Source organism: Histidinibacterium lentulum (assembly GCF_003789055.1).
Taxonomy (GTDB): Bacteria; Pseudomonadota; Alphaproteobacteria; order Rhodobacterales; family Rhodobacteraceae; genus Oceanicola; species Oceanicola lentulus.
Map to the genome: position 1 here is coordinate 50,697 of NZ_ML119091.1, position 13,881 is coordinate 64,577.

Annotated in this window: 12 protein-coding genes; 3 read left to right on the forward strand and 9 right to left on the reverse strand. The window is 69.1% G+C overall.

Features of this window, described 5'->3' with window-relative positions; translation table 11 throughout:
* Nucleotide 1: 1 nt before the first annotated feature.
* Both polA and EAT49_RS18140 read right to left on the reverse strand, forming a co-directional pair.
* Nucleotides 2-2,836 carry a DNA polymerase I gene (polA, locus tag EAT49_RS18135; protein WP_123643724.1) on the reverse strand — a complete coding sequence of 945 codons (2,835 nt, stop codon included), beginning with the start codon at nt 2,834-2,836 and terminating at the stop codon, nt 2-4.
* Between the two features lie 84 nt (nt 2,837-2,920).
* Entirely contained in the window at nt 2,921-3,433 is a 513-nt protein-coding gene (locus tag EAT49_RS18140; RefSeq protein WP_123643725.1) for a hypothetical protein, read from the reverse strand.
* A gap of 348 nt (nt 3,434-3,781) precedes the next feature.
* Here EAT49_RS18140 and EAT49_RS18145 point away from each other — a divergent pair, with 348 nt between their 5' ends.
* Nucleotides 3,782-4,402 (forward strand): hypothetical protein, encoded by a 621-nt coding sequence (locus tag EAT49_RS18145; protein WP_123643726.1) that lies wholly within the window; start codon nt 3,782-3,784, stop codon nt 4,400-4,402.
* 204 nt (nt 4,403-4,606) lie between these two features.
* Here the strand turns inward: EAT49_RS18145 and EAT49_RS18150 are convergent, their stop codons facing one another.
* Nucleotides 4,607-4,807: a zinc-finger domain-containing protein gene (locus tag EAT49_RS18150; RefSeq protein WP_123643836.1), complete on the reverse strand. Its 201-nt coding sequence runs from the start codon at nt 4,805-4,807 to the stop codon at nt 4,607-4,609.
* A 120-nt stretch (nt 4,808-4,927) separates the two neighbouring features.
* Between EAT49_RS18150 and EAT49_RS18155 the strand changes: the two genes are divergently transcribed.
* Nucleotides 4,928-5,857, forward strand: coding sequence for an ABC transporter ATP-binding protein (locus tag EAT49_RS18155; protein ID WP_123643727.1), 930 nt, complete (start codon nt 4,928-4,930; stop codon nt 5,855-5,857).
* Here EAT49_RS18155 and EAT49_RS18160 read toward each other — a convergent pair whose 3' ends face one another.
* On the reverse strand, nt 5,858-6,604 hold the full coding sequence (locus EAT49_RS18160; protein ID WP_123643728.1) for an NAD(P)H-dependent oxidoreductase: 747 nt from the start codon (nt 6,602-6,604) through the stop codon (nt 5,858-5,860).
* A 94-nt stretch (nt 6,605-6,698) separates the two neighbouring features.
* Here EAT49_RS18160 and EAT49_RS18165 point away from each other — a divergent pair, with 94 nt between their 5' ends.
* Nucleotides 6,699-7,997: a hypothetical protein gene (locus EAT49_RS18165; RefSeq protein ID WP_148078751.1), complete on the forward strand. Its 1,299-nt coding sequence runs from the start codon at nt 6,699-6,701 to the stop codon at nt 7,995-7,997.
* A 214-nt stretch (nt 7,998-8,211) separates the two neighbouring features.
* Here EAT49_RS18165 and EAT49_RS18170 read toward each other — a convergent pair whose 3' ends face one another.
* From EAT49_RS18170 to EAT49_RS18190, 5 genes are all read right to left on the reverse strand, one after another.
* Nucleotides 8,212-8,685 (reverse strand): Hsp20 family protein, encoded by a 474-nt coding sequence (locus EAT49_RS18170; RefSeq protein WP_123643730.1) that lies wholly within the window; start codon nt 8,683-8,685, stop codon nt 8,212-8,214.
* Between the two features lie 204 nt (nt 8,686-8,889).
* Complete coding sequence (locus EAT49_RS18175; protein ID WP_123643731.1) at nt 8,890-9,708, reverse strand: trypsin-like serine peptidase; 819 nt, start codon at nt 9,706-9,708, stop codon at nt 8,890-8,892.
* 63 nt (nt 9,709-9,771) lie between these two features.
* Complete coding sequence (gene glcF, locus EAT49_RS18180) at nt 9,772-11,133, reverse strand: glycolate oxidase subunit GlcF (RefSeq protein WP_123643732.1); 1,362 nt, start codon at nt 11,131-11,133, stop codon at nt 9,772-9,774.
* 32 nt (nt 11,134-11,165) lie between these two features.
* Nucleotides 11,166-12,314 carry an FAD-binding protein gene (locus EAT49_RS18185; protein WP_123643733.1) on the reverse strand — a complete coding sequence of 383 codons (1,149 nt, stop codon included), beginning with the start codon at nt 12,312-12,314 and terminating at the stop codon, nt 11,166-11,168.
* Nucleotides 12,315-12,402: 88 nt separating this feature from the next.
* Nucleotides 12,403-13,839 (reverse strand): FAD-linked oxidase C-terminal domain-containing protein, encoded by a 1,437-nt coding sequence (locus tag EAT49_RS18190; protein ID WP_123643734.1) that lies wholly within the window; start codon nt 13,837-13,839, stop codon nt 12,403-12,405.
* Nucleotides 13,840-13,881: the final 42 nt, after the last annotated feature.

A 13,881-nucleotide genomic window follows, 5' to 3' on the forward strand; every position in this document is an offset into this window, starting at 1 on the left:
GTCAGTGCGCGGCGGCCCAGTTCGGGCCGCGGCCCGCGTCCACCACGAGGGGCACGGTGAAGGCGACGGCGGGCAGGGCCGCGCCCTCCATCACCTCGCGGGCGCGGGCGATGAGGGTGTCTGCGGCGTCCTCGTCCACTTCGAAGAGGAGTTCGTCATGGACCTGGAGCAGCATGGTGGCGGGCAGGTCCGCGATGGCGGCGGGCATGCGGATCATGGCCCGCCGGATCACGTCGGCCGCGGTGCCCTGGATCGGCGCGTTGATCGCGGCGCGGCGGGCGAAGCCGGCGGAGGGGCCTTTCGCGGCGATCTCGGGGGTGTGGATGCGGCGGCCGAAGAGGGTCTCGACATAGAGGCGATCCTTCGCGAAGCGGATCGTGTCGTCCATGTAGGCGCGGATGCCGGGGAAGCGCTCGAAATAGCGGTCGATGAAGCCCTGGGCCTCGTCGCGGGGGATGCGCAGGTTGCGGGCGAGGCCGAAGCCCGAGATGCCGTAGATCACGCCGAAGTTGATCGCCTTGGCCTGGCGGCGGATGTCGGGGGTCATCTCGGCCAGCGGCACGCCGAACATTTCCGAGGCGGTGGCGGCGTGGATGTCCTGGCCCTCGCGGAAGGCCTGTTTCAGGGCGTCGATGCCGGCGACATGGGCGAGGATGCGGAGTTCGATCTGGGAATAGTCGAGGCTGACGAGGGTGCGGCCCGGGGGCGCGACGAAGGCCTCGCGGATGCGGCGGCCCTCCTCGGTGCGGACCGGGATGTTCTGGAGGTTCGGATCGGTCGAGGCGAGGCGGCCCGTGTTGGCGCCGGCCTGGGAGTAGCTCGTGTGCACCCGGCCCGTCTCGGGATTGATGTGTTCCTGCAGCGCGTCGGTATAGGTCGATTTCAGCTTCGAGACCTGGCGCCAGTCGAGGATGCGGCGGGGCAGGTCGTGGAGCGTGGCGAGATCCTCGAGCACGTCGGCGCCGGTGCCGTAGGCGCCGGTCTTGCCTTTCTTCGGGGCCTTGCCGTCGGGCATCGTGAGGGAGAGCTCGTCGAAGAGGATTTCGCCAAGCTGTTTCGGGGAGCCCACGTTGAAGGGGCGGCCGGCGAGAGCGTGGATCTCCTCCTCGAGGGCGGCCATCTTCTGGGCGAAGGCGCCGGACATGCGGCTGAGCGTATTGCGGTCGACCTCGATCCCCGCGCGCTCCATCTGCGCCAGCACGGGGACGAGGGGGCGCTCCAGCGTCTCGTAGACGGTGGCGAGGCGTTTCCAGGGCAGTTGCGGCTTGAAGGTCTGCCAGAGGCGGAGGGTCACCTCGGCATCCTCGGCGGCGTAGGTGGTGGCGGCCTCGATCGGCACCCGGTCGAAGGTGATCTGGCTCTTGCCCGAGCCGATCAGCGACTTGATGGGGGTGCAGGCATGGCCGAGGTAATGCTCGGCCAGGGTATCCATGCCGTGCCCGTGGAGCCCCGAGTTGAGCGCGTAGGACAGGAGCATCGTGTCGTCGATGGGGGCGACGTCGAGGCCGTAGCGGAACAGGACCTTGAGGTCGTATTTCAGGTTCTGGCCGATCTTGAGGATCGTGGGGTCTGCCAGCACGGGCTTCAGCAGCGCCAGCGCCGCGTCGAGGGGCATCTGGCCGGGGAGGAGCGCGTCACCCCCGAAGAGATCGCCCGAGCCCTCGCCGCGGTGGGCGAGCGGGATGTAGGCGGCCTCTCCCGGCGCGGTGGCCAGCGAGATGCCGACGAGCTCGCAGGTCATCTCGTTGAGTCCGGTCGTCTCGGTGTCGATGGCGACGAGGCCGGACTCGCGGATGCGCTCGATCCAGCGGGAGAGCGTGGCGGCGTCGGTGATGCATTCGTAGAGCGCCGTGTCGATGGCCGGGACCTCCGGCACCTCGGTGCCTGCGCCCGCGCTCGCGCCGGGGCTGGCGGCGGCGGGGGCGGTTTCCGTGACCAGCGGCGGCTCCACCCCCAGCCGTTCGGCGATGCGGCGGGTGATGGTGCGGAATTCCATCTCGGCGAGAAAACCGAGCAGCGTGTCGGGATCGGGGTCGCGGACCTCGAGGTCGTCGAGGGTGAACTCGAGGGGGACCCGGTCGTCGAGCGTGACGAGGCGTTTGGACAGCTCGATCTGCGCGCGGTGCCCGATGAGGGTCTCGCGGCGTTTGGGCTGCCTTATCTCGGCGGCGCGGTCGAGAAGCTCCTCGAGGCTGCCGTATTCGTTGATGAGGAGCGCGGCGGTCTTGATGCCGATGCCGGGCGCGCCGGGGACGTTGTCGACGCTGTCGCCTGCGAGGGCCTGCACGTCCACGACCCGGGAGGGGTAGACGCCGAACTTCTCGAACACGCCCTCCGCGTCGATGATGCGGTTGTTCTTCATCGCGTCGAGCATCACCACGCCGTCGCCGACGAGCTGCATCAGGTCCTTGTCGGAGGAGATGATGGTGACGCGGCCGCCGGCCTCGCGGGCCTGGCGGGCGAGGGTCGCGATCATGTCGTCGGCCTCGTAGTTCTCCATCTCCTTGCAGGCGATGTTGAAGGCCTCGGTCGCGCGGCGGGTCAGGGGGATCTGCGGGCGCAGGTCCTCGGGCATCTCGTCGCGGTTGGCCTTGTAGAGATCGTAGAGGTCGTTGCGGAAGGTGTGGCTGCCCTTGTCGAAGATCACCGCCACATGGGTGCAGTCGCCGCCGTCGTTCCCCTCGACGTAGCGCTGGAGCATGTTGCAGAAGCCCGAGACAGCGCCCACGGGGAGGCCGTCGGACTTGCGCGTGAGCGGCGGGAGCGCGTGGTAGGCGCGGAAGATGAAGGCCGATCCGTCGATCAGGTGAAGGTGACAGCCCTTGCCGAATGCCATGCCGGCCTCCTCGCTCTGGTCCCGCGCGGTTCTGGCACGGATCGCGGGGGCGGGCCAGTGGCGGAGGGGCGCGGAGCGTGGCGGCTATCGTCCGAGGGAGAAGAAACCGGCGGCGGACGGCGGTCCCGCGAGGTCGTACTGCAGGATCACCCAGTCCGGTTCGATCGCGAAGACCCGCCAGTAGACCGCCGCGGTGCGGCCTTCGGCGGTGACGGATCCCCGCTCGGCCCACCGGGGCAGGTCGTCGATGCGGCATCCCAGCACGATCTCGAGTTGCTCGGCGGAAACGGGGGCGCGGGGCCCCGTTGGCCAGAGCAGCTCTTCCCGCGGGGCGTCTGTCTGCTGAAGGCCGATGCGGCGCCCGTCGATCTCGAGGGTGAGGTCGCCGGCGGTGGCCTGCAGGCGCACGCCCTGCCCGCCGGCGGAGGACGGCACGCCGCTGACGACGGCGTGGCCCTCGTCGATGCGCCAGTCTCCCTGGAGGTCGAGCGAGCTGATCGTATCGGGGCCGTCGCATCCGGTGAAGGTCGTGCCCTGGGCGGCGGACGGAACCGCGGGGAGCGCGAGGAGTGCCGCCGTGCCGGTCGCCCGAAGCATGCGGCGCGCCCGGCGTCGGAGGACACCCGGGCGGGCGGCCGGGCCGCGGCGGGACCGGGGCGCGGGATCGACGGCGGCGGACGGGGGCTGTGACCTGTGCATCGTGGCGGTCCTTCACGGCTGTGGACGGGTCGCTGGGCGGGGTCAGTCTGGACCCGGCGCGACGTCGAGTCAAACGAGGCGCCGGCGGCGGGCTGGCGGGGGAGCAACCGTCCCTCGTCCGCGCGGGGACCGTTTCAGCTCGGAACGGCGGGGACGCGGGGGAGCGTCTGGGTGGCCATCGCGATCTGGTCCCGGATGGGAAGGTCGTGTCATGACGGCGCGCGAGGCGCCGGAGGGGAGACCGCGATGAGCCTGCGGAACCGGGTCGATCCCTTCGGGGAGTTCCATGCCGTCCCGGCGCGGGGCGGGCTGATGGGAAACCGGGGGGTCCTCCACGACGGGGAGAAGACCGTGCGGAAGACCCATGCGCACCGGAACTGGGTGGCCTGTGCGCTGGACTACCGGGGACGCCGGCGCGAGATCATGGCGCCGGGGCGGTACACGGAGCTGTTCTTTCTCGACGAGGCCACGGCGCTGGCGGCGGGGCACCGGCCTTGCGGGGAGTGCCGCCGCGAGCGGTACCGGGTGTTCGTGGCCTGCTGGGAAGCGGTGTATGGCGGCGCGGCGGAGGGGCTGTCGATGCCGCGGACCATCGACGGCGTGCTGCATCGCGCGCGGATCACGCGGGCGCGGGAGCAGGTGGTCCATGCGGCGGAGGCGGAGGGGCTGCCGGACGGGACGATGGTGGCGGTGGGGGCGGAGGCCCTCCTGCTGTGGCGTGGGCGGGCGCTGCGCTGGAGCTTCGGCGGATACGGGGACGGGCGGGCCGTGCCGCGGGGGAGGGTGACGGTGCTGACGCCCGCGCCGGTGGTGGCCGTGCTTCGCGCCGGCTACCGGCCGGAGGTCCATGGAAGCGCGGTGGGATGACCGGAGAGGCCCGGAGCACGGCGGGAAGGCGGTCCCGGGGCGATTGCGGTCGGGACCGGCCGCCGGCGCGGCGGCCGTGCGGTCGACGCACGAACGCGCGTGTCCGCGGGGGGATGCGCCTGACGGTCGGGGCGGCTGGCGCGCGCCCCGCGTGGACTTGTCGCGGCCGGGGATCGGGGAGCGCGGCGCGCCGGCCCCGGGGGCTCAGCCCCTGGCGGTCACGCTCTCGTGGACGAAGCGCTTGTCGCAATAGCCGCAGTCGATCCAGCCCCATTCACGGGGGATCGATATCCAGACGCGGGGATGGCCGAGGGCGCCTTCGCCGCCGTCGCAGTGGACGCGCCAGGCGGTCACCACCTGTTCCTCGGGGGCGGGGAAGAGGCGGCTCACGTCCTCGTAGGGCATCTCTGGCGTCTTGGCTTCTGACATCTCGGTCGATCCCCTGCGGTTGCCGCCTGATGGCATCGGGCTTACACCCCGCGCGGACGCTGTCAAGGCGCGGCACAGGCAGGAAGGGCGGGCGACATGGCCGGCAATGCGATCGAGATCGAGGGGCTGAGAAAGACCTACCGGGCGTCGGGACGCTCCCCGGGCAAGGAGGCGCTGAAGGGCGTGGACCTGACCATCCGGGAGGGGTCGATCTTCGGCCTGCTGGGACCGAACGGAGCGGGGAAATCGACGCTCATCAACATCCTTGCGGGCCTGGTGGTGAAGACCGCCGGCAAGGTGACGATCTGGGGCTTCGACCAGGACCGCAACCCGCGCCAGAGCCGGGCCGCCATCGGGGTGATGCCGCAGGAACTGAACCTCGATCCGTTCTTTCCGCCCCGCGCGGCGCTGGAGACCCAGGCCGGGCTTTACGGCGTGCCGAAGGCGCAGCGGCGCACGGACGAGATCCTCGAACTGATCGGCCTGACGGACAAGGCGGAGTCCTATGCGCGCTCGCTGTCGGGGGGGATGCGGCGGCGGCTGCTGCTGGGCAAGGCACTGGTGCACAGCCCGCAGATCCTGGTGCTGGATGAGCCCACGGCGGGGGTGGATATCGAGCTCAGGACGATGCTCTGGCAGAACGTGCGGCGGCTCAACGCGCGGGGAATGACGATCATCCTGACGACGCACTACCTCGAGGAGGCGGAGGAGATGTGCGACGAAATCGCCATCATCAACCACGGTCAGGTGGTGGCGCAGGACACCACGGCGAACCTCCTGTCGAGGCTCGACGCCAAGACACTGGTGATCGAGCCGATGGAGGCGACGCACCCGCCGCCGGTGCCCGAAGGGGTGATCGTGGAGACCCGGGCGGGGGGCGTCCTGGCCTTCACCTACCGCACCTCGGTGCATTCGGCGGAGGATATCCTCGAGGCGGTGCGCAGGGCCGGAATGCACATCCGCGACGTGAAGACCGAGCAGGCGGATCTGGAGGACGTGTTTCTGGACCTCACGCGGGCCGGGTGATCAGCCCCGGGCGATGAAGGGCGAATGGGACGGCGCGCCGGGACTGAGGCGGCCCTCGTCGTCGAAATCGGCATCGGCGTTGAAGGGGAGCGCCGGCCGGTCGGCACAGAGGGTGGCGATGTCGTCGGGGCCGTCGAGAAGCGGTTTCAGGCGGGTTTCGAGAGCGGTCTTGCGCTCGGCGCGGTGATAGCCGTGAACGCCGTGGACGATCTGGGGTGCCAGCACCGTCAGCCCGCAGTAGCGGAAGGTCGCGGCCAGCGGCCAGAGCAGCAGGCGGGTGTCGCCCTCGCGGCCGTCGGGGCCGCTTTCGGCGGCGCTCGAGCCGGTGGTGACGCGGAAGAGGACGCGTTTTCCCCGCAGGTGACCGGTGTCGAAGCGGTGCTTCGTGTCGTGCAGATGGCCATGGGGCAGGCAGCGCTCGGTCCAGCCCTTGAGGATGGCGGGGGGCGCGAACCACCAGAGCGGGAAGTGCAGGACGATGAGGTCCGCGGCGCGGATCTTTCCGGTTTCGGCGGCGACGTCCGGGGGGAGCGGATCGGCGCCCGCCTGGGCCTTGAGCGCGTCGAAGGGTTCGGGCGGCGCGGCGTAATGCCGGGGGTGCTCCACCGGGTCGAAGCCCTGGGCGCAGAGGTCGGAGGTCAGGACCGTATGGCCGGCGGCCTCGGCGTGCCGGGCGGTGGCGCGCGCCCACTGGGCCGTGAAGGACTGCGGTTCGGGATGGGCGGTGACGACGAGGAGAGTGGCCATGGGGCGTGTGTGCCCGATGGAGGGGGTGGGGGGAAGGGGGGGAGGGAGGGGTCGTTTGTGCCGTTCACACATTATGGCCGCTTTGAGCCCAAGATTGACCGATGCTGTTAAGTGCGCGAACGTTCGTTTGCGGGAGCGCGGTAAAGATAAACTGCTTGAAAGCGGAGGTTTCGCATTGAGCGGATTTTCATGGGAGCGAGGGCCGTTTACCCGGTGTGCCAATTGTTTGCAGCCGACAATGGGCATCCTCTCTGCCGGTGGGGAATTATTGACCAAACGCTGCGCCAACTGTCGAGCGACGGTACAAATCCCGCTGCCCAAACTAAACAAGAAGGCGATCTATCTGGACCAGTTCATGTTTAGTATGATCTACGCGATCCAGAATGGCGGAAATCTGCCAAAGGGCCACGAAAGTTTTGCAAAAGAGGTCTACGCACTGCTGAGGCGGTGTGTTGTCCTGCAGCAAGTGTTCTTGCCGCACTCCGATATCCATCACGATGAAACAACGGTATTCCACAGCCCCATTGACTTGCGGGGTTTGTATGAGTTTTTCGGTGGCGACGTCTCGCTAATGGACTCCCGCGATGTTGAGCTCTTGCAGGACATTCAATTCGCAAAGGCCTACTTCGATTCGGCAGAGCCTGCGGTTTCCTTTGATTTGGAACAGATTTCGGATATTGAAAGGAACGAATGGCTGTCAGATATGTTCATCGACGTGCGGGCCGACTATAGTCAATTTGCGGATCACATTCGAGCCGTAAGGGGAGAAGTGCATGGCGCAATGAGACAGATCGCGGACAGTTGGCTCGAGAAGAAGGCAACGTTTGCGAATGTTCTCGAAAGCGAGTTCTCGGCAATAGGGCCAGAAAAGAAGCGGGCCTTTGCCAAGTGGTTTCAGGACGTTTTGAATCCTGAATCAAAGGATCCAATGTTGCTTCTTGAGGCTTCAAACAGGCCAATTTATCGCGAATACAGAGAGCTTTGTCGCCTACTTGAGGAGCGTGGAGTTGATGAAGGTCAGCATCCGATTAAGATTGTAGAATTCTGGCATTCGGATCAACAAAGAGAAATACCGCACCAAAAGATTTCAGCTTACCTGTTTGCCGCTGTAGCGAGGCGAGTTGCCATGGGCGAGAAGAGAATAGTAGATCGTGGCCTTGTGAACGATGTGAGGACAATTTCGGTGTATGCGCCATATATGGACGCACTCTTCATCGACAAACGCTGCGCTGTATTGTTGAAGGAAGAACCACTTGCGACTGCCTTGGAGTACAAGGCCAGGATTTTTTCTCTCAGCGACCCAGATGAGTTCTTGGGATATCTGCGAGAGATAGAAGGCAATACACCTGATGAAGTTCGCGAGTATGCGGAAATGATTTACGGTGTTGAATGAGTTCACTTAAGGCAAAAGCAGAATTTCGCGCAACCTAAACGAACGGCGGAAAGCTCCGCAGTGCCTGCCTTGCTGGCGAACCAGCAACTGCCAGACCCCCGCCCAGGCCGTAATCCTCCACCAATCCGCCCCGAGCCCGAGCCTCCGCCCCGCGTCCTGACGGAAAAGGCCGGGGATCGCTCCCCGGCCCGTCAGATGGCGCCTTGGCGCCGGATCAGTTCACCGTCTGCGCGTCGACGACGTCGGTCTCGGTCGTCTCATCGGCGTTGGTGATGGCGATGCGGCGCGGCTTCAGGGCCTCGGGGACCTCGCGCTTGAGGTCGACGTGGAGCATGCCGTCGGCATGGCTCGCGCCGGTGACGCGGACGTGGTCGGCGAGGTGGAAGCGACGCTCGAAGGCGCGGGTGGCGATGCCGCGGTGCAGGTAGGTGCGGCCGCCCTCGGTGTCCTCGGACTTGCGGCCCGAGATGATCAGCGCGTGCTCGCGCAACTCGACCGAGAGATCGGCGTCGGAAAAGCCCGCGACGGCGACCGAGATGCGCCAGGCGTCATCGGCGGTCTTCTCGATGTTGTAGGGGGGATAGGTCTGGGTGCCGGGGTCGTTCGTCAGAACCCGGTCCATCAGGTCGGCGATCTGGTCGAAGCCGACTGTGGCCCGATACAGGGGGGCAAGGTCGAAAGTCCGCATGGGGTATCCTCCGTTGAGCGAAACCTGAGACATCCGCGGGCCCTCCATGGTGGACGGACCCGGGTGCGGAACCCTGTGGTGGCGTTCCGCGAGAGGGATTTGGGAGGGGGCAGCGAGGGTTTCAAGAGGTGTGGCGCCGGGGGGTGGAGCCCGGCGGCGGGGGGACTTGGCGAGGGCACGGTGGGTTGGAAACCCACCCTGCGGTCAGGGGCGGATGAACTTCGGGCCGCCCTCGGCGGTGGAGGTCTCGCCGGGGCGCACCGTGCGGAATGTGCTGGCGCCCACACCCGAGACCGTGCCGCGGCCGGCGGCCATCTCGGCGCGGATCGCGGCGAGGGGCGCCTCGAGGTCGACGCCGAGGGCGACGCGACCGTCCTCGAGCTCCGCCTTGGCCGACACGAGGCTGACGATCTGCGCCACCCCGCCCGAAAGGGAGAAGACCGGCGCGCCCGACGAGCCGAAGTTCACGTCGCAGGACATGACGTAGATCCCGTCCTGGCGGCCCAGCACGTCGCAGCTTTCCTGCAGGGAGGGGCGTTCGCTGCGCTCCTCGGCATAGGAGACGATGCCCACGGGATCGCCCTCGCGCGGGGAGAGGCCCACGGGAAAGGGCAGGATGCCGGTGTGACGGATCGGCTGAGAGAGTTCCAGCAGCGCCACGTCGCGCCCGAGGTTCGCCATGTCGGCGGACGCGCCGAAGACGTAGCCCGGATGGGCCACCGCCCGGCGGATGTCGCGGTAGGCCAGCGCCCGCCCGTCGCGGAAGCCCGCCCGGAATTCCATGCGCGAGGGGTCGATCCTCTCGCCGGTCTGGCGGTCGTAGAGGCAATGGGCGGCTGTCAGCAGCGTCGTCTCGTCGATCAGGGCCGCGGTGCAGAAGCCCTTTCCCGCGATGTCGAGACGGCCCACCGCCTCCCAGCCGCGGGCGGCGTCGAGGGTCTCGAGCGCACGCAGGTCGGTGTCCTGCGCGAGGGCGGGCAGCGCGGCCCAGAGCAGGGCGAAGGCGGAGAGAATGCGGCGCATGGGGGACCGGAGGACGGGGTGTGGCGCAATCCTAGGGACGGATTGCGGCGGAAATGGGGCAGGTCACGTCTCCGGCGTCAGGGCGCCGGGTTTCGGCCCGCCCGTGGCCCAGTCGAGCAGCTCCACCGTATGGACCACCGGGATGGCGGTGCCGCCGCCGATCTGCATCATGCAGCCGATGTTGCCGGCGGCGATGACATCGGGTGCCTTCGCCTCGAGCGTGCGGACCTTGCGCGCCTTGAGCTGCGCCGAGATCCCGGGCTGCATCAGGTTGTAGGTCCCGGCCGAGCCGCAGCAGAGGTGCGGATCGGCGGGTTCGACCACGGTGAAGCCGGCGCCCTTCAGGAGCGCCTTGGGCGCGGCCTTGATCTTCTGCCCGTGCTGGAGCGAGCAGGCGGCGTGGTAGGCCACGGTCAGCCCCTCGGGCGCGCGGGTCTCCTGCGGCGCATGAGCATCGGTTCCGGCGATGGAGTCCTTCGCGGGGCGCGGGGTGGCGGCGGGGGCCGTGGGCATGAGGTCCGAGAGCACCTCCGACACATCGCGCGCAAGGGCGGCGACCCGGGCCGCGTCCTGCGCGAGCGGCGTCCGGGCGAACATGTGGCCGTAGTCCTTCACGGTCGTCCCGCAGCCCGAGGTGTTGATCACGATGGCTTCGAGGCCGCCCGCGTCGGCCTCGCGGGCGAAGGCGCGGATGTTCTTCGCGGCGGTGGCATGGGCCTCGGTCTCCTTGCCCATGTGATGGGTGAGCGCGCCGCAGCAGCCCTGCCCCTCGACGACGACGACCTCGGCGCCGAGGCGGGTCAGAAGCCGGATCGTGGCGTCGTTGATGTCCGTGTTGAGCGCGCGCTGGGCGCAGCCCGTCATCAGCGCCACGCGCAGCTTCCGGGGGCCTTGGGCGGGAAAGGTCTGCGGATCGTCGTTGCGGCTGACGGGGGGGATGCGCTTCGGCGCCATCTCCAGCATGGCGCGCAGGCGCGCGTCGGGGATCAGGCGGCGGAACGGGCGGCCCGCCTTCGCCGCGAGCAGGGCCAGCCGGAAGCGCCCCGGATAGGGCAGGATCCGCGCCAGGAGCCAGCGCAGGGCGCGGTCGTGCCAGGGGCGGTCGTAGTGCTTCTCGATATAGGCGCGCGCGTGGTCGACGAGGTGCATGTAATGCACGCCCGAGGGGCAGGTGGTCATGCAGGCGAGGCAGGACAGGCAGCGGTCGATGTGGCGGACGGTCTTCGCGTCGGGCACCCGCTCGTTCTCGAGCATGTCCTTCATCAGGTAGATGCGGCCCCGGGGGCTGTCGAGCTCGTCGCCGAGGGTCAGATAGGTCGGGCAGGTCGCCGTGCAGAAGCCGCAGTGGACGCAAGCGCGCAGGATCTCGTTGGCGCGGGCCGTTCCGGGGTCCTTGAGCTGCTCTGGGGTGAAATGGGTCTGCATGTGGGTGTCCCTGTGGGGGGCGTCGGTGCGGCCTAGGCCATGAGGCCGGGATTGAGGATGCCGCGCGGGTCGAACTTCGCCCTCAGCGCGGCGTCGAGCGCCGCGACCCCGTTGGCGCGGGGCGGGAAGGGCGGCACGGCGGCGCGGGTGGCGGGGCTGGCGCGCAGGAGCGTGGCATGACCGCCGAGGCCCCGGGTGGCGGCACGCAGGGAGGCCGCGCCCGCGTCGCCCGCGTCGGGGGTGAGCAGCCAGACGCGCCCGCCGCCCCAGTCGTAAAGCGCGGCATGTTCGATCCCGGCCTCCCGGAGCGCCTGCGAGACATGAGGCCCGTCGGTGGGTTTCACCGAGACCTGCCAGACGGCGCCCTGCCGCCCGGCGAAGGGCAGCACGTCGCGCACTTCGCGCCAGAGCGCGGCGCTGGCCTCGCCCTCCGCGGTCTCCCAGCCGGGCAGGGCGCCGCTGCGCAGGGCCCTCAGACGATAGGCGACGGAGCCCTCGAGCCCCTCGATCCGCACGCGCGTCTCGCTGTCGCCCCCCGTCGTCGCGGCGTCGAGATGGGCGGCGCCGGTCACGTCGAAGGGCGAGGTGAGCGCGCGCGACAGGGCCGCCACGCCCTCCGTCGCCGAAAGCCCGCGGGCGATCAGCGTGGCCTCGGCGGCGGGTTTCGCCAGCACCTTGAGAGAGACCTCGGTGAGGATGCCGAGCGTGCCCCAGGAGCCCGCCATCAGCTTCACCAGATCGTAGCCGGTGACGTTCTTCATCACCCGCCCGCCGTTCGACACCACCGTGCCCGCCCCGTCGACGAAGCGCACGCCGAGAAGGAAATCCCTGGCCGCGCCCACGGCGATGCGGCGGGGGCCGGAGACGCCCGCCGCGATCACGCCGCCGATGGTGGGCGCGCCTGCGGTGCCCAGAAGCGGGCGGTGGTCCATGGGCTCGAAGGCGAGGCGCTGGCCGTCGCCCGCCAGTTGCGCGTCGATCTCCGACAGCGGCGTGCCCGCGCGCGCCACGAGGGTGAGTGCGCCGGGCTCGTGCAGCGTGATGCCCGACAGGCCCCCCGTCTCCACCACCTCGCCGGGAACCGGCCGTCCGATCTCCCGCGTGCCGCCGCCCCGGATGCGCAGCGGCCCCGCGGCCTCTGCCACGAGGCGCGCCAGCTCCTCTTCGCTCTCGGGTCTCATGTTTTTCTGGCTCCAAATATCCCGGGGGGAGGCCGAAGGCCGGGGGGCGGAGCCCCCCTTGGGTCGCCGCCGCAGGCGGCGAAATCCCTCATTCCGCCGCGATCCTGCGGCTGGCGCTCGCCGCCAGCGGAAAGACCTTGGCGGGGTTCAGCAGCCAGGCCGGATCGAACACGTCCTTCACCCGCATCTGCGCCTCGAGATCGGCGGGGGTGTATTGCACGCTCATCAGGTCGCGCTTCTCGATGCCGACGCCGTGCTCCCCGGTCAGGCAGCCGCCCACCTCCACGCAGAGCGTGAGGATGTCCGCACCCAGCGCCTCGGCCTTCCCGAGCTCGCCTTCGTTGGCGTTGAACAGGATCAGCGGGTGCATGTTGCCGTCGCCCGCGTGGAAGACGTTGGCGACCTCGAGCCCGTAGCCCCGGGACAGCTCGCGGATGCCGCGCAGCACCTCGGGGAGTTTCGACACGGGGATGGTGCCGTCGAGGCAGATGTAGTCGTTGATCTGACCCATCGCGCCGAAGGCGGACTTGCGTCCGAGCCAGATGCGCGCGGCCTCGTCGGCGTCGGCGGCCTCGCGCAGCACCTCGGGCTCGTGGCGGCGGGCGATCTGCAGGATCAGGCCGAGCTGTTCCTCGATCTCCGTCTCCGATCCCTCGACCTCGACGATGAGCAGCGCCTCCACGTCCGGGTAGCCGGCCTTGGCGAAGGCCTCGCAGGCGCGGATGCAGGGGCGGTCCATGAACTCGATGGCCACAGGCAGGACGCCGGCCTTGATGATGTCCGACACGCAGGCGCCCGCGATCTCGTTGGAGAAAAAGCCCATCAGCACGGGCCGCGCGCCCTCGGGTTTCGGCAGGATCCGCAGCGTCGCCTCGGTCACCACGCCGAGCTGGCCCTCCGATCCGCAGACGACGCCCAGGAGGTCGAGCCCGCCGGGGTCGAGATGCGCGCCGCCCAGTTCCAGCACCGTGCCGTCCATCTGCACAAGGGTCACGCCAAGGAGGTTGTTCGTCGTCACGCCGTATTTCAGGCAATGGGCCCCGCCCGAGTTCATCGCGATGTTGCCCGCGATGGCGCAGGCGAGCTGCGACGACGGATCGGGCGCGTAGAAGAAGCCGTCCTCCTCCACCGCGCCGGTGACCGAGAGGTTCGTCCGGCCGGTCTGCACCCGGATGAAGCGGTTGTCGTAATCGGTCTCCAGCACCTCGGTCATGCGCGCCACGCCGAGGATCACGCTGTCTTCGGTGGGCAGGGAGCCGCCCGCGAGCGACGTGCCCGCGCCGCGCGGCACCACGGGGACCTGTTCCGCGTGGCAGAGGCCGAGGATGGCGGAGACCTCCTCGGTGGTGGAGGGAAGGACGACGGCGAGGGGGGAGCAGGCATAGGCGGTGAGCGCGTCGCATTCGTAGGCGCGGGTCTCGGCGGGATCGTCGATCACCGCGTCTGCGGGCAGGAGCTTGCGCAGGCGCTCGACGATGCGGTCGCGTTTGGCGAGGACCGCGGCGCTGGGGGCGGGCATTTCCATCGGGGTCTCCTCGGCCTGTCGGCGCCTGAATTGGTCAAATCA